Raw genomic sequence first — 24,054 nt, forward strand, 5'->3', positions numbered from 1 at the left:
GGTTGCCGCCTGCCACCCTGCAGGCTGCTGCGCCGGCTGCCACTTCAATTGTAAACGACCTGATGTCACGCGTCAGATGTGTCAGTGCACCTTGTTGCACAAGCCCTCCTCACTGATCGATACACCACAGCGGCATTCCGCGCGACCGGCACGCTGGTCGCGATGTTCGTCTTCTTGCAGGGAACTCCGAACGGGTTCTGGCGTTGATGTCGTAGTTGCTGCAACCAAGGAAAATTTGCCCTGACCTGTCGGGCACCTTTTCAGCCAGTCGCAGTCGAGCTTTTGCTACGCCGATTGATCAACGCAATCGTCATAGCCTTACCACTTGAAAAGGACATCACATGAAAACCCTTGCTGAAGCATTTCATCATACACTCCAAGATATCTACTATGCGGAACAGGCCCTGACCAAAGCGCTGCCCAAGGTCGCAAGTGCTGCAACGAATGCCGAATTTCAGGCGCTGGTGAAGGCTCATCTGGCCGAAACCAAGACGCAGATCAAACTGCTGGACAAGGTCTTTGCAGCCATCGGCGAAAAGCCTGCCGGGGTGAAGTGCGATGCGATCGACGGCCTGATCAAGGAAACCGACGGCATCATCGCGGAAGCCTCCGGTGTTGCCCTTGATGCCTGTCTGATCGCCGCTGCTCAGGCAGTGGAGCACTACGAGATCGCAAGATACGGGACCCTGCGCGAATGGGCCAAAGTCCTGGGTCAAACTGAGGCGCATGATCTGCTGAGCCAGATCCTTGACATGGAGAAGGCGGCAAACTCCAAGCTGACCGGTCTGGCGGTCAGCGAGGTCAATGTGGCGCGCAAGGCGGCCTGATCGCATTTTCCGCCATCCGCCCTGGAACAAGGGGTGAATAACTGCGGGTGAATAACTGCGCGCGTCCCTTGTGATTGCAGGGGGCGCGCGTCAGCGCTTGCCGAGGGCCATGCGGCCTTGGAAGACATCCTGGGGCGTCTGGGCGCGGTCGCACACTGGACCGAAAGGCCTAAGGACAGGGGCGCAGCTGTACAAAACCGCCTGTTTCGGGGATGTCCTGACAGGTACCGCCGCCGCACAGAAGCCAGCCACCATCCGATGCCCCTGATGTAGCAAGGGTCAGGCTGGGCAGATGGTCCGCCCTCGGGTTCCAGACCCACCAGCCACCTTCAAGTCGCGCACCGTCACCCGGTTCCATTCCTGCGCCCGACCCCTTTACGGCAGCTTCGGCCAGACGCAAACCGGCGGCCTCGATCTGCCAGCATTGGCGCCAGCGGGTCTTTTCGACCGAGTACGACATATGCGAAGGGTTTCCGCCATGACTGGCTTGCATCCGGTTGAAAACGGAATTTCTTAGATAATCCTGCAGGATTCCATATATTCGCTGTGCGATAGCTGCCCTATAGTGGCGGAAAATCACTGAGGCTCGGGCATGACCTTGTCGGGTGACGGACCAGATCCCAAGGGCCCCGGGCGCTGGATCGCGGCGGGGTCAGGTGTGTTCACGACTACCTGCGCCGGGGGGCTGGTTGCAGGGGCCCTGCTTGCCTGCCTGTCGCTGACGCCGTCGATGGTGCCCCGGCAACCCGAACTGCAGGGCTTTCTGGCGGGTGTCGTTTTCGCCTTTGGCTATGCTGTCTGGTATCTGTTGCGGCTGCTGCTGGATTGGCTTGGGGTAGGGGTGCCTGCTGCGCCTATTCGTCTGGGCATTGCCCGGGTGGCGCTTGCCGCAAGCGGTGCTCTTTTGATCTTTTGCCTATGGCGCAGCCTCGTCTGGCAGAACTCGATCCGCAGCGCATGGGGTTTGCCAGACATTGAAACGACCGCGCCGTTCGTGGTGGCTGCAATCGCCGCAGTTGTCTTCCTGATCCTTCTGGCGGCGGGACGCGTGTTTCGGCTTCTGTCCCTGCGCTGAAGCCGGAAGACCAAGCGTTTTCTGCCGCCACGGCTTGCCAATCTGGTGGGTCTCTCGATTGCGCTGGTGCTCTTTGCGGCGCTTGTGGACGGGCTGTTGCTGAAGTCTGCGCTTCGCATGGCTGACAGCACAGCACAGGTGGCCGATGCCCTGATCCCACCAGACGTCCAGCCCCCTGAAGACCCTCGCAAAAGTGGCAGCGCCGCGTCGCTGGTCGCATGGGAGGATCTTGGTCGCTGGGGGCGAAGCTTTGTCGTCTCGGGGCCTTCCGCCGCTGACATTTCCGCCTTCTGGAACGCCCCCGCCGAAGAGCCGATCCGTGTCTATGTCGGGCTGAACGCGGCACCCACGGCAGAGCTGCGTGCCGAACTGGCCATGGCGGAACTGCTGCGCGTGGGCGGGTTTGAACGCGAGGTTCTGGTGGTCGTCATGCCCACAGGGTCGGGCTGGCTGGATCCCGGTGCGATGGACAGTCTGGACTATATCACCAAGGGCGATGTGGCCGCCGTGGCCGTGCAATACAGCTATCTGCCAAGCCCGGTGTCGGTGGTGGTGGATCCGACGCATGGCATTGCCGAGGCGCAGGCGCTGTTCGATCGCGTCTACCGACATTGGACGACCTTGCCAAAGGACGACCGTCCCCGGCTTTACCTGCACGGGCTTAGTCTTGGGGCATTCCTGTCGCAAGAAACCCTGCCGCTTCTGGATGTGCTGGTCGATCCGCCACATGGGGCTATGTGGGCCGGCTCTCCGTTCCTGAGCGATTTCTGGCGTATGGTCGTTGACCGCAGACACAAGGACAGCCCTGCCTGGCTGCCGCTGTTCGGCAATGGATCGCTGATCCGGGCCGGCAATCAGGAAGCCACCTTCGATGAGGCGGAGGCCGACTGGGGTCCGATGCGACTGGTGTTCCTGCAATACGGCAGTGACCCCATCGTGTATTTCGACTGGTCGCTGGCTTGGAGACGGCCTGACTGGCTGACCGGGACCCGCGCGCCCGATGTGTCACCGATGATGCGATGGGTGCCTGTTGTCACGTTGCTGCAGGTTGGCATCGACATGGCTGTCGCGGTCGGCAATCTTGGCTACGGACACGACTACGTTGCCCAGGACTACATCCCGGCCTGGGCCGCGACGCTTGATCCGGAAGGTTGGACTATGGACGTCCAAGCCCGGTTGATCACCCATTTGCAGGACCTTCTGCCGCGCTGAGGCGCGGATCTGAAGGGCCGCTATCTGGCCTGCCGCCCCTGACGGCGCGCCCGGCTCAACGACCTGATACTCAGGACAATCTGCCCGACCTCATGTCCAGAGATCATGGGTTTGCTCGCTGGTTGCAGTCCATCTGGTCCCTCCAGATGCTGACTTTCCAGCACATATCAGTGCCGTATTGACTCAGATAGGCGGTTTAGTAGAGATTTGGTCCAACAAATAGAGCTGACGGACCACACAGACCATGGACTCAAGCGACATCGACGACGGCGATCTTACTGCGTCTGGCAGCGGGTCAGCGGTTGATCAGGTGCTTGCCGAATTGCGCAGCCTGATTGCCGATGGCGGGCTGAAAGTCGGCGACCGCCTCCCGACCGAACGCGAGCTGTGCGACAGGTTCAGCGCGAGCCGCAACACGGTTCGCGAAGCGATGCGGATGCTCAAAGCCTTTGGCGTGGTGGAAGTGCGCCCAAAGGTGGGTGCCACCATCGTCGACCAGCGCATGAACCGCGCGTTCGACCTGTTCTCGTTCAACGTCAGGGAAATATCGCGTGAGACCTTCGACGACATCCAAGGCTTTCGCGAGCTGATCGAGACTGGCGCCGTGATGCAGATCTTTGACGCGGCGACGCCTGCACACCTTGCCCAGCTGCGGCAGATCAACCTTGAGATGGTGCGGGCGCGCACTGTGGTGGAGGCGTCAGAGCAGGACTTGCGGCTTCACACCACACTGGTCTCGCTTATCGGCAACAAATCGATCCTGGATGTGTATCGGATCATGACGCCGGTCATCCTGCGGATCATGCAACGCGGCAAGACGCGGCGCACCATCGAAGGCGAAACCTTTCACGAGCATGAGGCGATCCTGAACTCCATCGAACAGCGCGACAGCCTGGGCTTTCAGTACCTGATGCGAACGCATCTTCGGTCTGGACTTTCCACCTTCGAAAACGGGGGCGACCAGCCGCAGACACCCCTTTGAGGCGACCTGAAAACAAGAAGGGCAAAGCCCCGCCAATTCAAAATGTCACAGATAATCCGGGAGGATGAAATGAAGTTTGGTCCTGTACGCGCCGCCTTGCTGGCGACGACACTGGTATTTGGCAACGCGGCCCTTGCTGGGCCGGAAATCGTGGCTGGACCCGGGGCAGAGCCTGAGTGCTTTGCGCCATGGTCGGCGGATACGACATATATGCAATGGCCCGCGAAGGAGGGGCCTTTCAAGATCGCCATCGTGAACGGCTTTGTTGGCAACACATGGCGCATTCAGATGATCAAGACGGCCAAGGCCTATGCCGAAGATCCGGCGATCAAGGACAAGATTGCCGAGTTCAAGGTCGTCTCGACCGGTACCGACGCGCCAGCGCAACTGGGTGCCATCGAGGATTTCATCAACCAGGGCTATGACGCCATCGTCACGATTGCGGTTGCGCCTGACGGGTTCGACCGGGTGATCCGGCTGGCTGACAAGAACAACGTCGTCCTTGTGCCGTTTGACAATGTGCTCGACACCGATGCGGTCATGCAGGTGAACGAGGACCAACTGGCGATGGGCCGGACTTGGGCCGAGTTCGTGATGAAGGAACTGGCTGCGGCCGGTGTCAGCGAAGGCAAGATCCTTGAGGTGCGGGGCCTGCCGGGCAACTCGGTCGACCGGGACCGGTCGATCGGGATCAACGAGGTCATCGCCGCTGATGGCGGCAAATGGGAGATGGTCTCGGTCGTCGGCAATTGGGACGACGGCACGACGCAGAAGGTGGTGGCCGATGCGATTGCCGTGCACGGCCAGTTCGCGGCCATTGTGGGTCAGGGCGGGTCGAACGGCGTGATCCAGGCGCTGAAGGACGCAGGCCACCCATGGGTTCCGGTTGCGGGCGAGTCTGAGAACGGCTTTCGCAAGGCGATTGCCCAGTACAAGGATGACGGGTTGAAGGGCATTTCCATCGGCCAGTCGCCGGGGCTTGTGGCGGTGGCGATGAAGGCGGCGATCTCGGCGCTTGAAGGCAATCCAATGCCGCAGTTGATCTCGGTGCCGCTGCCGGTCGCAGACTACACAACCCTGGAGGACGGGAAAAACTTCTGGTCCGACCTTCCGGACAACTTCTTCACGGTCAACGAGTTTCCGCCTTGCGGCGTGAACATCTCGGGTCCGGCCATCATGGCCAAGGATGAATCCGACCTGAACTGAAGTTGTCGGGCGGTCCCTTTGCTCCCTTAGGGGGCCGCCACTTTTTTTCGGGGCAACACATGACCAGCACGCCAATTGTCGATCTGAGCGGAGTTTCCAAATCCTACGCCGGAATCCGTGCGCTGGAGGCGGTGGACTTTGCGGCGCAGCGCGGGTCGGTTCATGCAATCCTGGGCGAAAATGGTGCAGGCAAATCGACGCTGATCAAGATCATTGCGGGCGTGGTCAGCCCTGACGCGGGCGAAATGCGGCTGGCCGGAAAGCCGGTGCGATTTGCGAACCCTTCAGCGGCCAATGCACAAGGCGTGGTCTGCATGTTTCAGGAACTGTCTCTGATCCCTGATCTTTCGGTGGCTGACAACATCTCGATCTCGGACCCACCGCGCCGGTTCGGCCTGATTGACCACCGGGCGCAATTGGTCCGGGCTGAGGCGCTTTTGGCCCGCGTGCGCTGCGAGGACGTTGATCCCCGCACCATGGTGCGTGACCTCTCCCTGTCGCGCCGGCAGATGGTGGAAATCGCCAAGGCGCTTGGCCGCCATCCGCAAGTTCTGATTCTGGATGAGGCGACGTCGGCCCTGACCGCGCGGGATGTGCAGACGGTCTATGACCTTCTGGGTCAATTGAAGGGCGAAGGCGTCACGACCCTTTTCATCAGTCACCGGATGCACGAGGTCGAAACCCTGTGCGACCGGCTTTCCGTCTTTCGCAATGGCCGCCATATCGAGACCTTCGCCAAGGGCGAACGGACGGATGGTGAAATCGTGCGCTTGATGATCGGGCGCGACGTCACCGCGAAGTACCCGCCGAAACCCCCGCAGCAACTGCGTCCATCGGTGCTGAGCGTGGACGGTTTGGCGTGGGAGACCGCTTTGAAAGGTGTGTCCCTGACGCTGGGCAAGGGCGAGATTCTGGGGATCGGCGGGCTGGACGGGCAGGGACAGAAGGACCTGCTGCTGGCGCTGTTCGGTGTGCTGAAAGGCGTGCGCGGCAGGGCCGATATCGGCGGGCGCGGCTTGCCGGGGTCACCGGTAGAGGCCAAATCTGGCCATCCGCGTGTGGCGCTGATCCCCGAAGACCGCAAGACCGAAGGGTTGATGCTGCCGCTATCCATTGCCGACAATCTGGTGACCGCTGCCTTCGACCGCATCACCCGGGGCGGCATCATCGACGCGGCACGGCTGGAGGCTGCGGTGCAGGACGGGATCGCCAGGCTTCAGATCAAGGTCGGCAACCCGAAAGACCCGGTGCGCACCCTGTCGGGCGGCAACCAGCAGAAGGTCGTCATCGCCAAGTGGCTGATGACCGATCCCGACATCATCCTGATGAATGACCCGACGCGAGGCATCGACATCGGCACCAAGCAGGAAATCTTTCGCATGATGCGTGACCTTGCGGATGGCGGCAAATCGATCCTGTTCTATTCGTCGGACTATGCCGAACTGATCGGCTGCGCTGACCGGGTGCTTGTCCTTTATGACGGTCAGGTGGTGCGCGAGTTGGAGGGCCCGGCTATCACCGAAGAAGCCATCATCGGCGCCTCGCTGAACCTCGGGACCGCGGCGTGATGTTGCGGCTTGTCAACCAGAACCGGGGGTTTGCGGGGGCGGTATCGCTGTTTGTCGTGCTGTTCGTCATTTACAACATTCTGCATCCACGGGGGTTTTCGTCGGCCGTCCTTGTTCAGAATGCCAATGAATCGGTGGCCATCGCCTTTGTTGCCATGGCACAGACCGTACCTGTCCTGATGCGGGGGCTTGACCTGTCAGTCGGCGCGGTGATGACGCTGTCGGCCTGCGTTGCGTCCTACCTTCTGACCGGGTCGGGGCTGGACATCTCGCTTGGTATCCTTGCCACGCTGGCGGTCGGTACCGCGTTCGGCCTGCTGAATGGGCTGATCGTGGTCTATGGCCGCCTGCAGCCCATCATCGCGACACTTGCGACCGGAGCCGTTGCCATCGGCCTTGCGCTGCTGCTGCGGCCACTGCCGGGCGGCGACGTGGATGGCGACCTGGGCTGGGCCATGACGAATACTGTCTGGGATTTCGCCGATACCTACGGGCTGGCAGACGGGGGCGAGGCGTGGTGGCTGGCACCCTTCGCCAACATTCCCGTGCCGTTGATCCTGTTGATCGGTGTCGCCCTTCTTGTCTGGCTGCCCTTCAAGCGGACAGTCACGGGCCGCACGATCTATGCCATCGGGTCTGCGGAAGGGGCGGCCTATGTCTCGGGCCTGCCGATCAACCGGGCCAAGCTGGCGGCCTTCACGCTGGCGGGGTTCTTTTCCGCCTGCGCGGGGCTTTACCTTGCGCTTCAAACCTCGACCGGGAATGCCGATACGGTACAGGCCGGGGCCTATACGCTGAACTCCATCGCTGCGGTGGTTCTGGGGGGGACGGCGCTGGCCGGGGGGATCGGTGGGGCTATTGCGTCCATCGTCGGCGCGCTGATCCTGCGAGTGATCTCGTTCTACTTCCGCATCCTCGACATTGAACCGCTGCTGCAACCGCTGATCGAAGGGCTGGTCCTGCTGATTGCCGTCAGCATCGGCGCGTGGCGGACCTTTTCGGTCAAGAACCGGCTGGAGCTGTTCCGATGAGGGTTGCACGCGAAGACAAGCCGCTCATGATCGCGCTGGGTTTCACGCTGGTCATCCTGGCAGTCGGAACCGGATATACGCTCACGACGAATGGCACCGCGCCCTTGTTGCAGCCGACCTACCTTTTGCAGCAACTGCAGATCGGGTCGTTCCTTGGCATCTGTGCTGCGGGCTTGATGGTTGTGATCCTGACCGGGCATATCGACTTGTCGATTCCCGCCACGCTGACTGGGGCCGCAATGATCGGGACGGCCATTGGCGGGCCGACGGCCATTCCGGCGGCGCTGGCCTTTGGCCTGTGCGTTGGGCTGTTGAACGGGGCAGGGGTGGCCATCCTGCGCGTTCCGTCCATGATCTTCACGCTGGGGATGGACACAGTGCTGCGAGGGGTGACGGTCGCTCAGACCGGGGGCTTTGCGCCGCAGGATCAGGCCACGCCGCTGATGTTGGCGCTGGCGAAGGATCGCTTCCTTGGCATTCCGCTGGCGCTTTACGTCTGGGCGGGCGTGTCGATCGTGGTCGCCTTCCTGCTTGCCCGCACCAGCTTTGGCCGGGCGGTCTATGCCATCGGAACCCGCGAGCGGGCGGCTTATCTTTCGGGCATCCGTACCCGTCCCGTCATCGTCGGTGCCTTTGTCGCATCCTCGGTCTGCGCGGCACTGGCCGGGGCGCTGCTGGCAGGGTACTCGGCCAAGGCCTATCAGGGGATGGGAAACGCCTACCTGCTGCCCGCAATTGCCGCAGTGGTGCTGGGCGGGACCAATGTCCTTGGTGGCAGTGGCCGGTATGTCGGCACCCTGATCGGAGTGATCCTTATCGTCCTGCTGAACTCTGTCCTCTCGATCATGCAGATGCCCGAGGCGTTGCGTCAGATCATCTATGGCACCGTCATCATTGTCATGCTTTTGATCTACGGCCGGGGCGACCGCGAAACCGGCCAATAGGGAAAACACATGCCGCTTCAGCTTTCTGCCACCGACATTCTGCCTGAAGACCGGGATGCCCTGCTTGTGGGCCGGGTCTGGTCCGATGCTTTGGGCGGACCGTGCCCCGTGCTGTGCCGCGACGGCGAGCTTCATGACCTGACCGCCGTGTCGCCGACGATGTCGGGACTACTGGAGCGCGAAGATCTGGCAATGGTGCTTGCGGGCGATCATCCCCACCTCGGCCCGCTGGACGCCTTCCTTGATCTTGGCGATGGCACCGGGCGTTCTGGCAGGCTTCTGGCGCCTTGCGATCTGCAGGCGATCAAGGCTGCCGGTGTGACCTTTGCCGGGTCGATGATCGAAAGGGTGATCGAGGAGCGCGCCAAGGGCGACCCCGCCCGCGCCGAGGCCATACGAGCAGACCTTGCGGACATGCTGGGCGGCAGTCTGCGCGGCGTGCGCCCGGGGTCCGAGGCTGCGGCGGCGGTGAAGGCCCGGCTGCAGGCGGCAGGAATGTGGTCGCAGTATCTGGAAGTCGGAATCGGCCCGGATGCCGAGGTCTTCACCAAGGCTCCGCCTATGGCCGCTGTGGGGTGCGGGGCGGATATCGGCGTGCACCGTGCCTCGGCCTGGAATAACCCCGAGCCGGAGGTGGTGCTGGCGGTAAATTCCACGGGTCGCATTTGCGGCGCGACCTTGGGCAATGACGTGAACCTGCGCGATGTCGAGGGACGGTCGGCGCTGCTGCTTGGCAAGGCCAAGGACAACAATGCATCGGCAGCAATCGGGCCGTTCATCCGGCTGTTTGACTCTGGCTTTGATCTTGCGGCAGTGGAGCGGTTGCACGTCCGGCTAGAGGTGCAGGGCGAGGATGGGTTTCTTCTATCGGACCATTCCGACATGGGCCAGATCTCGCGCCCGCCCACCCAGATCGTGGCGCAGACGCTGAACCGAAGCCACCAGTATCCGGACGGGTTCATGCTTTACCTTGGCACGATGTTCGCCCCGACCAAGGACCGGGACGGACCGGGTCAGGGCTTCACGCATCACTGGGGGGATCGGGTGACCATTGCATCGGATGCGCTGGGGCAGCTGATCAACACGGTGCAGCCTTGCGATGAAATCGCGCCATGGACGTTCGGCACCCGCGCGTTGATGGCCAACCTGGCCGCACGCGGAGCGCTGGCATGACGCGCCGCCTTCGCAGCCAGGACTGGTTCGACAACTCCGACCACGTCGACCTTGCCGCGCTGTATCTTGAGCGGTTCATGAACTATGGCCTCACCCCTGAGGAACTGCGTGAGGGCCGCCCGATCATCGGCATCGCACAATCGGGCAGCGATCTTTCACCCTGCAACCGGCATCATCTGGAACTGGCCCAGCGGGTAAAGGACGGCATTCGTGACGCGGGCGGCATCCCGATCGAATTCCCGATGCATCCGATCTTTGAAAACTGTCGCCGCCCCACCGCGGCACTGGATCGCAACCTTGCCTATCTCGGCCTTGTCGAGGTGCTGTATGGCTATCCGCTGGACGGCGTCGTCCTGACAACCGGTTGCGACAAGACCACGCCAGCGGCACTGATGGCCGCCTCGACCGTCGATATCCCTGCCATCGTTCTGTCCGGCGGGCCAATGCTGGATAGCCAAAGCCGGGGCGAGCTTGCAGGATCCGGCACGGTGATCTGGCAATGCCGCCAGAAGTTTGCCGCAGGCGAGATCACGCGCGAAGAATTCATGCAGGCGGCTTTGGACAGCGCGCCGTCCGTCGGCCATTGCAACACGATGGGCACGGCCTTGACCATGAACGCCATGGCCGAAGCGCTGGGCATGTCGCTGACCGGCTGCGCCGCAATCCCCGCGGCCTACCGCGAGCGCGGGCAGATGGCCTATCGCACGGGACGTCGCGCAGTTGAAATCGTGCACGAGGACCTCCGCCCCTCGCACATCCTGACGCGCGCCGCGTTCCTGAACGCGATCCGCGTCAACAGCGCCTTGGGCGGGTCAACCAACGCCCAGCCGCATCTGACGGCCATGGCTGTCCATGCCGGGGTGACTCTTGACCCGCAGGATTGGCAGATCTACGGCCACGACATCCCGCTCCTCGCCGATGTCCAGCCGGCAGGCCGTTTCCTTGGCGAACGCTTTCACCGGGCTGGCGGGGTGCCGGCCGTGATGTGGGAACTGCTTGCCGTCGGCAAGCTTGACGGAACCGGCCCCACGGTGACGGGCCGGACGATGTCCGAAAACCTTGCCGGGCGCGAGGCGACCGACCGCGAGGTCATTCGCCCCTTCGCAGACCCCTTGCGCGATAGGGCCGGGTTCCAGGTGCTGACCGGCAACCTATTCGACTTCGCGATCCTCAAGACCAGCGTGATTTCTGACGAGTTTCGCCAGCGCTATCTGTCTACGCCCGGAAAGGAGGGCTGTTTTGAAGGCCGCGCCGTGGTCTTTGACGGGGCCGAGGATTACCATGCCCGCATCAATGATCCGGGATTGCAGATCGACGAGGACTGCATTCTGGTCATTCGTGGGGCCGGGCCCTTGGGCTGGCCGGGATCGGCGGAAGTGGTCAACATGCAGCCACCGGATGCTCTGATCCGCAGGGGCATCACCAGCTTGCCAACCCTTGGTGACGGGCGCCAGTCTGGCACCTCCGCAAGCCCTTCCATTGTGCACGCATCCCCTGAAAGCGCGGCTGGCGGGGGCCTTTCCTGGCTGAGGACCGGGGATATTCTTCGAGTGGACCTAAGCCAAGGGCGCTGTGACGCGCTGGTCACGGCGGACGAAATCGAGACCCGCAAGGCCCAGGCGCCGCAACCTGCGCCGGAAAGCCAGACGCCGTGGCAGCAGATCTACCGGCGCGAGGTAGAGCAATTGTCCGAAGGGGCCACTCTGCGGTCGGCCAAAGGATTCCGCGCGGTTGCATCCCGATTGCCCAGACATAACCACTGACAGCCTGCTGATCTTGCAGCCACCCGATCCGGGCAAGTCAGGGTGATGTGGTGAGAAAACGCCGCTTCGGTCTTTTCAGAGTTTCTTTTCGCACCACATTTGGGATGTGTTGCGCCCGTTCAATCACAAAGATATTACTGCCCAGGCTGAATTCCGGGACCATAGGAGGCCGTACTGACCCTCGGCATCAAGCCCTTCAGGATCGCCACAACCGCGCAGCAAGCGTTGGGTTCATTCATCTGGGGTCCTTTCCTGTCATCTAATGCAGGAAATCTTTCTCAATCACATCGAGCGTGTTTTAGGCATACTGCCGCCAAACCGCATCTCGCTGTTGTCGGCGGCCCACAGCGCCCGTTCACATCAACATGTCTGGCGTGATGAAGCGCAGCGCTGTCATTCATGTCGGGCTTGAAAAGACGGGATCAACCGCCATTCAGGCTTGGTTGCACGCGGAACGGAACGCCCTTCTGCAGGCAGGGATATTCGTTCCGATCAGCATTGGCGCACCGAACCATCTTCGGCTGGTAGCTGCCTGCCTTGATGATGGGGTCGTGGACAACATCAAGGCCAACCTTTTGTCCCAAAGGGGCCAGTCCGAAGAAAGCTGGCGCAACCACATCCGCGCCACCTTTGATGCCGAGATCGCAGGCACAAAGGGCTGGTCGCAGCTTGTCATCTCAAGCGAACTTATCTCAAGCCGACTGCACAGCGCGACCGAGATTGCGCGTCTGGTCAAATGGGTTCGTCGGCACGTGGACCGGTTGCAGTTCGTCATCTATCTGCGGCGACAAGATGATCTGGCAGTCAGTCGATACAGCTCTGCCCTGAGGGCGGGCCATGCCGGGTTTGACGATATCTGGTCCGACCTTTCCGCCAACAGTTTTTTTGTCCTGCCCCCGGGACGTGTGGTGACGGATGAGCTTGAATACTTCGACCACCAGCGCACCCTTGCCCGCTTCCTTGCGATTGGCGATGCCGACCTTTCGGTTCGTGTCTACGACCCTATCGGCCCAGCCATGGATGTCGTCGCAGACTTCCGCTCGGTCCTTGGTCTTCCGCCGGGAACGTCCGTCGCCCCGGCCCCACGCGCAAATCCCGCCCTGTCGGCCGCTGCGCAGTACGTCATTAGCGAGTTGAACCGGGAACACAGCGTGCGCTGGCCAAGCGGCGCAAGGCACGAACCCTACCGGGCCTTGCTTCAACGGATCGAGACAGACCTGCAAGGCCCACCCCGACGCGTGCCACGGGCTGAAGCTGAGGCTTTTCTTGCCCGCTTCGAGGCAAGCAATAGGGCCGTGGAAGAACGATGGTTTCCGAACGGCTTGTTCCGCAAAGGGGATTCCTCTTGGCCGGAAACGGTGGACTACACTGCCATGAAGGCTGAAATGACACCTGTACTGGCCCAATACCGCATCGCCGCCGCCGCCATGCCGCAACGTGAAAGCCCCCGCCCGATGTTGGATCGGTTTATGTCGAACCTGCGCCGCTGGAGCGGTCAATGAAGCTGAGCGAAAGGCTGAAGGCCGGCCTTTTTCGCCAGATGCTGAAATCGCAGCATCGCGCGGCGCTGGCTGCCGTTTCGGAAATGCGCCCGCCCCAAGACCCGACCATCGTGATCGCGCGGGTGATCGGCAATGATCTTTGGCCACGGCACACGTTGGGTCAGTCGCTGCAGAACCTTGAATTTGTCCTGACGCGGGAACCGGCGTTCCGCGGCACCAGAAAGCTCTTCGTCCTGACCCGGATCATGGATGCAGAGGTTCTGGCGCGGGCTGAGTCCATGGTCCGGGAAGCCGGGCACGATGTGTTGACCCTGCCTTTTGATCCAGTCGGTTATGCTGCGCTGCGGCTCGACACTTCGGCCTTTGGTGGCGACGACTACTTCATGACCAAGGACTACGCCAACCAGTCCGAACACTGGAAATGGGCGGCGCAGTTCTGGGTGGCGGCGTCGAAGATCCGGCACGTGATGGACGTGAACGGGGGCCGAAACGCCGCGCTTGAATGGGGCCAGGCCCGCGCCGACTGGACACTGGTGCTTGATGGCAGCTGCTTTCTGTCCGCAGAGGGCTTCCAGGCCCTGCATGCAGACCTCACAAGCCAGCCCTATGTGCCCTATATCAGCCTGCCCATGCAGCGGCTGTCGCGAAACGAGAATGCCCTCACCACACGACCCGACCCGAACAGCAATGAGGAACCGCAGCTTGCCTTTTCGTCCCTCGCCAAGGGCCGCTTTGACATGGCCTATCCCTACGGCCTGCGGGACAAGACTTCATTGCTTAGGCAGATAGGGGTGCCGGGCGCTTGGGACCGTTCTAGCGACTTGCCATGGCTGCCAGCCCTTCCGCCGCTGCCTGACAGTCACTGTTGGAAACGGGCCAATTCCGCCGTGTTCCGCCTGTCGTCGGGCATCGATGGCGGCGAGCTGGAGTTGCCGAGCGCAGGTCACAAGCGCTATCACAGCCGCAACCAGGCCATTTTCCTGACCCTCGCCGCCCTTGATGCCCGGCTCGACACCGCTGACCGTGAACGGGCGCATGCCATTTTGGGCCTTGGGTACAGCGATGCTTGAGCGTCTTAGAAATCTCTTGCCCCGGCAGAAGACCAACCCGCGAGATTGCGTCATGGTGGTTGGGTTGGGTGCGATGAAATCGGGCACCTCATGGCTGTCTGGTTACCTGAGATCGATACCCAACTTCCTGCATTCCCCCGTCAAAGAAATGAACGTGTTCAACATGTTCTGCGACAATCCCAATCGCCATAGGGATGAAAGGTTTCGCCTGCTCAGGATGGATCAGATCCTTCTGCGTCCAAGGCCATTTGACCAGCCGGAAGCTGTGGACCGTTTGCGCGCGTTGGCCCAAATCGCTCACATCAACGACCCTGAGGCCTACCTTGCCTATTTCGCCGAACGTCTGAATGGGCACACCCATTTCGGAGAAATCTCGCCAAGCTATTCACACTTGTCGCTGGACACTCTGAAACTGATGTCCGGACTGACCCGCGATGTTCGCTTCCTGTTCTTGATGCGCGATCCGGCACGGCGCGCCGCATCGCATATTCGGCACGTCCGTAGTCGGACACGACCTGACGTGCCGATCGACGTTTTTCTGGCTGAAATCGAACCCGGTCGGGATATCTGGCTGCGGTCGGACTACGGGGGTACTTTGGACAGACTGGAACAGGCTGGCTTGGCAGACAAAACCAGGGTCATGACCTATGAGACCTTGTTCAAGGACGAGACGATGCAAGGTCTTTGCGACTGGCTTGGTTTGCCGTTCCGCAAGCCACGGCCAGACAGGGTCGTCAATCAGGGGCGAAGTGATGAGCTGACCCAGGCGCAGCATGACCAGTTGCGCGAGCGGCTTGATCCGATCTACGCCGATCTTGCCCGCCGTGACCTGCCCGCTGGCGCCGAACGCTGGCGCTGGACTTAGGTCCTCCCGCGGCGCTGCAGTCGGATCAGCCAGCCAAGCTTCAACCTTTGCCAGAACGGCAAGTCCGAGGCATTGATCTCGCGCCGGGCCGCGCGGTCGCGCGCGATGTGGGCCGCCGCATCGCGCTCCCAGCTTCGCGACAGGTTGCCGCCACGCATCCGCTTGGTGCAAATCGGTCGTGGAATGCGCACAAAACGCCCAAGCAGCAACATGTGCAAGATCCACGGGAAATCGGCGCTGAATTCGCCTGCCTCGTTTCGCTTCATCCCGCCGATCCGGGAAAAGGCCGATGCGCGGAACAGCCCATGGTTTGGCACATGCCATTGCCAGGTTCCCATGATCATTGCCTTGGCGCGGCTGTATGCGGTTGACTGCAATCCGGTCCTGCGTCCATTGAGCAAACGCTCTGTCCCGTCGGCTTCGATCCATCGCATGTACCCATAGGCCAACATGGCTTCAGGATCGCCCTGCAAGGCCTGAGTCAGCGATGCGACATAATCGGGGTCCAATTCGTCATCGTGAAATGCGAAGAACATGTATTCCCCGCGCGCTTGCGCCATCAGGTCATTGCAATTGCCCACCCATCCCAGATTCTTTTCGCGCAGGATCAGCCTGACATGTGGACGGCTAGCAGCCCAGTCGCGCAGGATTGCCGGCGTCTCATCGGATGAGGCGTCATCACCGACCAGGATTTCGATCGCTTCATACGTTTGGGCATCCAGACTGGCCAAGGTGCCGTGGATGAAGCCTGCAGCGTTCCAGCTTGGCAGGATCGCGGTTACAAGCGGCTTGTCCGTCATGCCCATGCTCCATTCGTGACAACGGCTGCCGCTTCAGCAGCGAAGAGCGGCGCAGTCGTCAGCTTGCCAGGGTTGAGCGAATGCCAGCCATCAAGCGAGGTCACACCGCTGTCCATCCTGCCATGCAGCCCGCTTTGCGGGTCATCCACATCGGTCTTACCATGCGCAAGAATGGCGCCGGCGTCTACCTGATAGGGGATCGAACGCCCGATGCCCGGCATCCAGGCATCAATGTGCGTCAAGACCTCGTCTGCGATGACTGCAGCGCGGGCTGGCTCTTCCAGCCCCGCGCAGGGCGCATCCCAATCTGGTGGCGTTTGCAGATCATGGCTCCAGCCCCGCAGCCCGGTGGGATACCAGGACAGATATGCCTTGCGGTCAGGTCTTACCACCACGTCGCCAAAGGGCCCCAGGACCAGTGTCGTCGATGGCGCATCGGCAAGGCTTTCGGGCAGGTGGGCCAGAACACGATACTTCATCCGCATCAGCCATCCCTTTGGTGGCTTCAGCCCGGCCTCAAGATCAAGGCGATACAGGTCATCCCAGGTTGCATTTATCACCTGTCCCGCCTCTGCTTGCCATGTCCCATCGGGACCGCTGCCTTCAAGGACAAAGCCGGCTGGTCCGCGCCGCACCGTGCGGACATGGTGCCCGGTCCGCACCACCAGATTCGGATAGATCAGAACGGCCGCGATCAGCACTTCTGCCATCTCGGCCGGGTCAATGGCGCGCTCTTCGGTCCGAAACCCGGCCAGAAACCTTTCCGGAGTGAACCAGCGCCGAACTTCTGTTTCCGGCATGCGCTGCCATAGTCGATCAGGCTTTGCCCCCAGGTAACGTAGTCCAGGGTCCTGCGCGAAGGCCTCGCGGCATCGCGCCTCGACGTGGTCGTAGTGCTCTTCCAGCTGCTCCGGCGTACGGAGAGAGCTGCGATCCACAAGATAGCGAAAGGTGGACGAAACCCGCATCGCCTGACTTGCGCCTTTGGTCCATTGCGAAAGGAGCCGATCAAAGCAAAGGGCACCGCGCAATTGCAGATCGGCCGTCGCCCGCCCGCTTTCGGCTGCATAGATCAGGCCGAGGTGTATCTTGCCCTCATTCCGCAAGCTGGCACGGTTGAACAGAACCGTGTCGCGTTCAAGCAACGTGACGCGCTGCCCTGCGGCGGCCAGTGCCAATGCAGTGCACAGTCCGGCAGATCCTCCTCCCAACACCAGGATTTCATCATAAAAGCGGGTATGAAAGGCCATTGCTTTGCCAAAATCGGTCAGCCGGTACGAAGGCCTCAGTCATGCGGGGGCGACTGCGTTCATGCAAGCGATGATTTGAGCCGAGACGACTGTTGCGTTGGGCGACCATGCCGGCGTGGATCGCCAGATCATCGGTTCAAGACGCGCAGAAAGCGCTGCCACCGGTACGCCCACCGCTGGCCCCAACTGGACCATCAGGATGATCAACCGGGGCGGCGTGATCGCCGCCGCCCCGTGGCCCATATCCGTGGGCCGCAAAATCGGCACCTCACCTGACGGTCGTCACAAATGTTCTGACAGCAACTGCACGACGTGCCTTGCATCACGGCCGGTACCGTCGACGATTTGCTTCCTGCAACTGGTGCCGTCGGCAAGGATCACATCGTCAGCCTGAGCCTTTCTGAGGGTAGGCAGCAGAGACAGTTCCGCCATTGCGACCGAAACGTCATAGCTTTCGGACTGGTGCCCGAACGCGCCAGCCATGCCGCAACAGGCAGAGTCGATCGTCCGCACCTCCAGCCCGGGAACGTGGGCAAGGATGGCTGCGACCGAGCCCATGGCACCAAAGGCTTTCTGGTGGCAGTGGCCGTGCAGATGGGCAACCTTCGGGCCAAGGTCGCGCAAAGGCAGCGTGATGCGGCCTGCCGAAAGGTCAGCCGCGAGAAGCTCTTCGACCAGAAGTGCAGACCCTGCGATCCGCCGCGCAGCATCGCCCGGCAGGACCGACAGCAGTTCATCCCTTAAGGTCAGGAGGCATGATGGTTCAAGGCCCACGATCCTTGACCCGCGTGCCACGAAGGGATCCAGAGCTGAAACCAGACGCTCAGCCTCGGCCCGAGCTTGGTCGACCTGCCCCGACGCCAAAAAGGTGCGCCCGCAGCACAGCGGGCGGGGTGTTGGCGGTCCCACATGATGCAGCCGGTAACCTGCCGCCAGCAGAACGCGGGTCGCCGCAGCCAGATTGCCCGGCTCGAAATAGCGGTTGAACGTGTCGCCGAACAACACGATGTCCAGACCGTCGCCCAGCACATCCGTTGGTGTTGCGACGGGGCCGGGGTCCTGCCACGGGGCCGTCCAGACCGGCAGCGCGCGCCGCGCTGAAAGGCCCAGCATCCGGTCACTGGCCCAAGCCAGACCCGGCACGCGGTCACGCAGGTTTGCCAGCCAGCGCAGCCGTGCGACGACCGGCGCGTAGCGCGGCAGAAACGCGACCAGACGATCGCGCAGCGGCAGTCCGTGGCGTGAGTGATGATGATGAAGAACCTCGATCTTCATCTTTGCCATGTCGACGCCGGTCGGGCATTCGTGGCGGCAGGCCTTGCATCCCACACACAGCGCCATGCTTTCCTTCAGCTCAGGCGAACTGATCGCATCGGGACCAAGCTGCCCTGAGATCGCGAGCCGCAACGTATTTGCCCGACCGCGCGTCAGGTGCTGTTCGTCACGCGTGACGCGGTAGCTGGGGCACATTCCGCCGCCTACCAGCTTGCGGCAGGTCCCGTTGTTGTTGCACATCTCGACCGCGCCGCCAAAGCCACCGCTGGCCGGATCGCCCCAATCTAATGCCGTTCTTGCGGGTTGGGTGATCGCATATCCGGGGCCAAAGCGCATCAGGGCAGGGTCGTCCATCCGGTAAGGGCGCACGATCTTGCCGGGGTTCAAATGGCCCCTGGGGTCAAACCCGTCCTTGACTGCCTCAAACCCGCGGACCAGCCGGTCTCCGAACATGCGCGCATGAAACTCGGACCGGGAAATTCCATCACCGTGCTCGCCGGAGTGGGACCCTTTGAACTTCTTGACCAGATCGCAGGCTTCTTCGGCAATCGCGCGCATCGTGGCAAGGCCGCGCGGGTCCTTCATGTTCAGGATCGGGCGAACGTGCAGGCAACCGACCGAGGCATGGGCGTACCAGGTGCCACGCGTGCCGTGCCGGTCGAACAGCGCGGTGATCGCGTCGGTGTAGTCGGCCAAGTGCTCCAGCGGAACGGCGCAATCCTCGATGAAGCTGACTGCCTTTGCATCGCCGCGGGCCGACATCATGATGTTCAGACAGGCCTCGCGCATCTCCCAGACCTCGCGCTGCATGGCGGGGTCAGAGACGGAGACGATGGCATCGGGATAGCCGTGGTCGGCCATGCAGGCTTCTAGCCGGGTGAGGTCCTGAAGCAGCGGTGCAGCCGCATCACCGGCGAATTCGACCAGCAGCAGGCAATCAGGCCGCCCTTTCGTTATTCTGTCCAGCGTGCGCCGAAACAGTGGCATGTCGGCGCCAAGGGTCAGCACGTTGTTGTCCACAAGCTCTACCGCCGTCGGGCGTAGATCAACCAGATGGCGTGTGGTCTCCATCGCGGCACGAAAGGACGGGAAATGGCAGATGCCCATCACGCGATGGGTCGGCAGCCGCGACAATTTCAGCGTGATCGCCGTGGACAAGGCCAAGGTCCCTTCCGACCCGACCAGCAGGCCCGCGTCATGCGGATTGGTCAGCAGCAGCTGGTCCAGGTTGTAGCCACCAACCCGGCGCTGCACCTTGGGAAACCGCGCCTCGATCTCGGGGCGCAGACGTTCGGCAAGGCTGCGCATTTCATGCACGAGCGCCCATGACCGTTCGGTATCGGCGCCAGTTTGGAACCGGAACGGCGTTCCATCGGCAAACAGCGCCTCGACGGCGATGACGTTGTCCACCATCTTGCCATAGGCCAGCGACCGCGCACCGCAAGAATTGTTGCCCGTCATGCCCCCAATCGTGCAGCGGCTGGCGGTGGACGGCTCGACCGGGAAGAACAGTCCTTGCGCGCGCAACCGGGTGTTCAGCCGCTCCAGCACAACGCCCGGCTCGACCGTCGCTGTCATTGCGTCAGCGTCGACATCTAGCACGGCATTGTAATGACGGCTGAAATCCAGCACGAGGCCGGGCCCGATGGGCTGGCCGTTTTGCGATGTGCCTGCGCCCCGCGCGATGACGGGCACGCCATGGCGGGCCGCCACATCCAGCGCTACCTGCACGTCCTCGCGGTCTTTGGGAAAGGCGACGGCGGCCGGCATGATCTGATAGATTGAGGCATCCGTTGCATATCGGCCCCGTGAATGCGGGTCTGCCGCAACCCCGCCCTTCAGTCGTCCGACCAGGTCTTGAGCAAGTGCTTGTCCATTTGCGGCGGGCGTGAACGGGCGCAGGATCTGCGCTGTTTGCGGCTTTTCGTTCAAGGGCTCACTCCAGCCAGACGGACCATATTCAAGGAATCACTTGCCATAATTGTATACAATATGTTTCAAATAAAATACGCAGAACGCGAACTGTTATGCCAGACGAAAGGCAATCGAGCGGATGAACAGCCCCGGACGGCATTTTCTTCAGATACCTGGCCCCTCCAACACACCGCTGCCGATCCTGTCGGCGCTGGCGATGCCGACCATCGACCACCGCGGCCCTGACTTCGGCAAATTGGGGGCCGAGGTTTTGTCGCGCATCCGCAACGTGTTCCAGACCGAGCAGCCCGTCGTGATCTATCCCGCCTCGGGAACCGGTGCCTGGGAGGCGGCCCTCGTCAACACGCTGTCGCCGGGCGACCATGTACTGATGTATCAAACTGGATGGTTTGCATCGCTATGGTGCAAGATGGCGGCCAAGCTTGGGATCGAAGCCGAGGTGATGGCCGGCGACTGGCGTTCCGGGGTCGAGGCGGACCGCATCGGCGCGCGACTGGCCGAAGATCGCGCCCATGCCATCAAGGCGGTTTGCGTGGTCCATAACGAAACGTCCACCGGCGTCACGTCGGACATCGCGGCTTTGCGGCGGGCGATGGATGCGGCGGGACACCCTGCGTTGTTGCTGGTGGATACGATCTCGTCCTTGGGATCGGTGGAATACCGGCATGACGAATGGGGCGTCGATGTCACTGTCGGGGGGTCGCAGAAGGGGCTGATGCTGCCGCCGGGCCTTTCGTTCAACGCGGTATCGCAAAAAGCGCGTACTGCTGCAGCTAAGGCCCGTTTGCCCCGCGCCTTCTGGGAATGGGAGGACATGATCGCTGCCAACGCGCGCGGCTATTTCCCCTACACCCCAGCAACCAACATGCTGCAGGCCCTGAAGGTGGCGCTGGACATGCTGGACTCCGAAGGGTTGGCCAACGTGTTCACCCGCCATCGGCGAGCCGCCGAGGCCACCCGCGCGGCAGTGCGCCACTGGGGTTTCGAAACCCAATGCCGCGTCGAGGCGGAGCATTCGCCCGTCCTGACTGCGGTCCGCCTGCCCGAGGGTCATTCGGCCGACGCGCTGCGGGCCGAAATCCTTGCGCGGTCCAACATGTCCTTGGGTAACGGTCTGGGGCCGCTGAACGACCAGGTGTTCCGTATCGGTCACTTGGGTGACTTCCACGATCTGATGGTGACTGGAACGATTTCGGGTGTCGAAATGGGGCTGGCGGCCCGCGGCATTCCGCATCGGACTGGTGGCGTACTCGCGGCCATGCAATCGCTGGCAGGCAACGGCTCGCCCGTGCTGGATGCCGCCGAATGACCGGCGGCCGGCTGTCACAGGACAGACGCGCGCCATGAAGATCGTCGAGGTCCGCGCCAGCGTCCATGTGTTCGACACGGTTCTGCCGCTGGTAGGAAAGCCTGCGGGCGATTCCGTGCGGATCATCTGCGAGATCGAGACAGATAGCGGCCATACCGGGATTGGCATGGCCTCGCGTTTCCTGCCTCACGCCGTGGCAGCAGCTGTGACGCGGCATCTTGGCCCCGCCGTGATGGGTGCCGATCCGCGCGATCTTGAGGCGATCCATGCCCGCTTGCACACGCTGGTATCTGAACGGGGCCAGACGATCGGCATCAACCTGTCGGCGCTGTCCTGCATAGACCTTGCGCTGTGGGACCTGATCGGCAAGCACGCAGGCCGGACGGTGGCACAGCTTCTGGGCGGGCACCGCGACCATGCCGAGGCCTACTGCACCTTCGGCTTCGGCGCCTTCGACCGGGATCAGCTTGTCGCCGTGGCGCGCGATCTTCAGGCGCAGGGCCATCAGCGGTTCAAGATGCTGGTCGGTGTGGCCAAGGGCGGCATCCGCGAAGACGCAGCCCGGGTCCGGCATGTAAGAGACGCGCTTGGCGATGACGTGACGCTGGCGATCGACGCCAACGAAAGCCTGTCGCTGGATGATGCGATGCGGCTGTGCGCAATGCTGGCAGATCAGGACATCGCCTGGTTTGAAGACCCTGTGCATCGCAATGATCCGCGCGATATGGGCCTGCTGCGCCGTCGCACCACTATTCCCCTGTCAGCCGGGCAGATGGACGGGCATTCCGACCGGTTCCGCGCCTTTATCGAGCATGATGCGATCGACATCTTCATGCCCAACAGCCTTTACAACGGCGGCCTGACCGAAACGCGACGGGTCGCCTATCTGGCTCAGATCTACAACCGGCCGCTTTCGGATGCAGGTGGAGGCGGGATTTTCTCGCTGCATCATGTGGCGGGCTTTCGCAACGGGACGCTGGTTGAATCCCATCTGGGCGTCGATCAGGTGGAGCGCCGGATTTTCGTGTCGGTTCCCCATGTTCAGGATGGCCGAATGGCTGTGCCCGATGCCCCAGGTTTCGGTGTCACGCTGAACCGTGACGCAATGCGTGACACGCTCCGCTCCACCTAGGGGCGGCTGCGGACTTCAACTGCTCCTGAAGGTGGTGGCACTTCAGGGCGGACATAAAAAGCACACCAAGCAAATGGAGGAGAACTCGATGACAATGTTCAATAGCCTGAAATTTGCGGCCGGTGCCTTTGCACTGGCGGCCTGTGTTGCATTGCCCGGAACGGTCCTGGCGCAAACGCTTTCGCTGCGGATATCGGGCGAAAACCCGATGACAGGCCTTGACCTGCAGATGGCCGAACGGTTCGCCCAGAATCTGGAGACCGCTCTTGGCGACGCCTTTGACCACGAGCTCTTCCACACCCAGGCGCTGGGGAACGAAGAAGTTCACATGCAGATGATCCGTACCGGACAGATCGACGTCTATCCGATGGGCTCGGACGCGGTGTCGCTTGATTCCAAATGGGCGATCTTTGACATGCCCTTCCTTCTCAGCGACCGCGAAACCGTCGCCAAGCTACTGGACGGCGAAATCGGGCAGGCAATGCGTGAATCGATGCGTGCCTCTGCAGGGGTCGAGGTTCTGGCCTTTGGCGAGCTTGGCTTTCGCAACATCACCAACAACGTGCGCCCGATCGTGGTGCCGGCCGACCTTGCCGGCGTAAAGCTGCGCGTGCCGGGCAGCAAGGCGCGCATTCTGGCCTTCCAAACCTTCGGCGCAGAGCCGGTGTCGATGAACATGGGCGAACTCTATCTGGGCCTGCAGCAAGGCACGGTGGATGGGCAGGAGAACCCGCTTGTCGCGATCAAGAACCGGTCATTCTTCGAAGTGCAGAAGTACCTGTCGATCTCGCGCCATGTCTATTCCCCGGTCACGCTGGTGATGAATGCCGCGAAGTATGACTCGCTGACGGATGATCAACGTGAAGCCGTGAAGGCGGCGGCGCAGGAAGCGGCGGAATACACGCGCCAGCTGGGAACCGAAGCGGATGCGGCCCTTCTGACCGAACTTGGCGCTAGCATGGCGGTGAACGACATCGACCTTGCCGCCTTCAAGGAGGCCGCCGGTCCGATCTGGACAGCCGTTGGCGAAATGGCGGGATCGGACTTCGCTGCGCAAGTCGTGGCGGCCGCAGCCAAGTAAGACGGTAGCAGTTCCCTGCGCCGGCCTTCGCTGGCGCAGGGAGCCGTTTCATGC

19 protein-coding genes and 1 pseudogene are annotated in these 24,054 nt (G+C 62.1%); 16 read left to right on the forward strand and 4 right to left on the reverse strand.

Annotation, left to right across the window (positions count from 1 at the left end; translation table 11 throughout):
• Positions 1-341 precede the first annotated feature (341 nt).
• Positions 342-827, forward strand: coding sequence for a YciE/YciF ferroxidase family protein (locus EI545_RS14860; protein ID WP_125326195.1), 486 nt, complete (start codon positions 342-344; stop codon positions 825-827).
• Positions 828-996: 169 nt separating this feature from the next.
• Here EI545_RS14860 and EI545_RS14865 read toward each other — a convergent pair whose 3' ends face one another.
• Positions 997-1,287: a DUF1850 domain-containing protein gene (locus EI545_RS14865; protein WP_164517310.1), complete on the reverse strand. Its 291-nt coding sequence runs from the start codon at positions 1,285-1,287 to the stop codon at positions 997-999.
• A gap of 270 nt (positions 1,288-1,557) precedes the next feature.
• Here EI545_RS14865 and EI545_RS21675 point away from each other — a divergent pair.
• The 12 genes and pseudogenes from EI545_RS21675 to EI545_RS14920 all read left to right on the forward strand — a co-directional run.
• Positions 1,558-2,109, forward strand: a pseudogene (locus tag EI545_RS21675) (alpha/beta-hydrolase N-terminal domain-containing protein); the annotation flags it as partial.
• A gap of 168 nt (positions 2,110-2,277) precedes the next feature.
• On the forward strand, positions 2,278-3,114 hold the full coding sequence (locus EI545_RS21680; protein ID WP_245990375.1) for an alpha/beta-hydrolase family protein: 837 nt from the start codon (positions 2,278-2,280) through the stop codon (positions 3,112-3,114).
• 244 nt (positions 3,115-3,358) lie between these two features.
• Positions 3,359-4,096 (forward strand): FadR/GntR family transcriptional regulator, encoded by a 738-nt coding sequence (locus EI545_RS14875; protein ID WP_125326197.1) that lies wholly within the window; start codon positions 3,359-3,361, stop codon positions 4,094-4,096.
• 42 nt (positions 4,097-4,138) lie between these two features.
• Positions 4,139-5,302 carry a sugar ABC transporter substrate-binding protein gene (locus EI545_RS14880; protein ID WP_245990071.1) on the forward strand — a complete coding sequence of 388 codons (1,164 nt, stop codon included), beginning with the start codon at positions 4,139-4,141 and terminating at the stop codon, positions 5,300-5,302.
• A gap of 59 nt (positions 5,303-5,361) precedes the next feature.
• Entirely contained in the window at positions 5,362-6,870 is a 1,509-nt protein-coding gene (locus EI545_RS14885) for a sugar ABC transporter ATP-binding protein (protein WP_125326198.1), read from the forward strand.
• Positions 6,870-7,901, forward strand: a complete 1,032-nt coding sequence (locus tag EI545_RS14890; protein ID WP_125327568.1) for an ABC transporter permease — start codon at positions 6,870-6,872, stop codon at positions 7,899-7,901. The genes EI545_RS14885 and EI545_RS14890 overlap by 1 nt, the downstream gene beginning before the upstream one ends.
• The gene (locus EI545_RS14895) at positions 7,898-8,845 is read left to right on the forward strand and encodes an ABC transporter permease (protein ID WP_125326199.1); all 948 of its coding nucleotides are present in this window, start codon (positions 7,898-7,900) and stop codon (positions 8,843-8,845) included. The genes EI545_RS14890 and EI545_RS14895 overlap by 4 nt, the downstream gene beginning before the upstream one ends.
• Before the next feature lie 9 nt (positions 8,846-8,854).
• Positions 8,855-10,018: a fumarylacetoacetate hydrolase family protein gene (locus EI545_RS14900; protein ID WP_125326200.1), complete on the forward strand. Its 1,164-nt coding sequence runs from the start codon at positions 8,855-8,857 to the stop codon at positions 10,016-10,018.
• A complete protein-coding gene (locus tag EI545_RS14905; RefSeq protein ID WP_125326201.1) occupies positions 10,015-11,781 on the forward strand; it encodes an IlvD/Edd family dehydratase in 1,767 nt (588 codons plus the stop codon). The genes EI545_RS14900 and EI545_RS14905 overlap by 4 nt, the downstream gene beginning before the upstream one ends.
• A gap of 365 nt (positions 11,782-12,146) precedes the next feature.
• Positions 12,147-13,283: a hypothetical protein gene (locus EI545_RS14910; RefSeq protein WP_125326202.1), complete on the forward strand. Its 1,137-nt coding sequence runs from the start codon at positions 12,147-12,149 to the stop codon at positions 13,281-13,283.
• Positions 13,280-14,353 (forward strand): hypothetical protein, encoded by a 1,074-nt coding sequence (locus tag EI545_RS14915; RefSeq protein WP_125326203.1) that lies wholly within the window; start codon positions 13,280-13,282, stop codon positions 14,351-14,353. The genes EI545_RS14910 and EI545_RS14915 overlap by 4 nt, the downstream gene beginning before the upstream one ends.
• Before the next feature lie 52 nt (positions 14,354-14,405).
• The gene (locus EI545_RS14920) at positions 14,406-15,218 is read left to right on the forward strand and encodes a sulfotransferase (RefSeq protein ID WP_164517311.1); all 813 of its coding nucleotides are present in this window, start codon (positions 14,406-14,408) and stop codon (positions 15,216-15,218) included.
• Here EI545_RS14920 and EI545_RS14925 read toward each other — a convergent pair.
• The 3 genes from EI545_RS14925 to EI545_RS14935 all read right to left on the reverse strand — a co-directional run bounded on the left by EI545_RS14925 (position 15,215) and on the right by EI545_RS14935 (position 20,313).
• Positions 15,215-16,018: a glycosyltransferase family 2 protein gene (locus tag EI545_RS14925; protein ID WP_164517312.1), complete on the reverse strand. Its 804-nt coding sequence runs from the start codon at positions 16,016-16,018 to the stop codon at positions 15,215-15,217. The two genes, EI545_RS14920 and EI545_RS14925, sit on opposite strands and share 4 nt — an antisense overlap.
• On the reverse strand, positions 16,015-17,268 hold the full coding sequence (locus EI545_RS14930; RefSeq protein WP_125326206.1) for an FAD-dependent oxidoreductase: 1,254 nt from the start codon (positions 17,266-17,268) through the stop codon (positions 16,015-16,017). The genes EI545_RS14925 and EI545_RS14930 overlap by 4 nt, the downstream gene beginning before the upstream one ends.
• A 282-nt stretch (positions 17,269-17,550) precedes the next feature.
• Positions 17,551-20,313 (reverse strand): FAD-binding and (Fe-S)-binding domain-containing protein, encoded by a 2,763-nt coding sequence (locus tag EI545_RS14935; RefSeq protein WP_125326207.1) that lies wholly within the window; start codon positions 20,311-20,313, stop codon positions 17,551-17,553.
• A gap of 283 nt (positions 20,314-20,596) precedes the next feature.
• Between EI545_RS14935 and EI545_RS14940 the strand changes: the two genes are divergently transcribed.
• The 3 genes from EI545_RS14940 (at position 20,597) to EI545_RS14950 (ending at position 24,000) form a co-directional block, all read left to right on the forward strand.
• Entirely contained in the window at positions 20,597-21,787 is a 1,191-nt protein-coding gene (locus tag EI545_RS14940; RefSeq protein ID WP_125326208.1) for a pyridoxal-phosphate-dependent aminotransferase family protein, read from the forward strand.
• A gap of 34 nt (positions 21,788-21,821) precedes the next feature.
• Entirely contained in the window at positions 21,822-22,919 is a 1,098-nt protein-coding gene (locus tag EI545_RS14945; protein ID WP_125326209.1) for a mandelate racemase/muconate lactonizing enzyme family protein, read from the forward strand.
• A gap of 88 nt (positions 22,920-23,007) precedes the next feature.
• Entirely contained in the window at positions 23,008-24,000 is a 993-nt protein-coding gene (locus tag EI545_RS14950; RefSeq protein ID WP_125326210.1) for a TRAP transporter substrate-binding protein, read from the forward strand.
• The last annotated feature ends 54 nt before the right edge of the window (positions 24,001-24,054 follow it).

The organism is Tabrizicola piscis, from assembly GCF_003940805.1.
Classification (GTDB): domain Bacteria; phylum Pseudomonadota; class Alphaproteobacteria; order Rhodobacterales; family Rhodobacteraceae; genus Tabrizicola; species Tabrizicola piscis.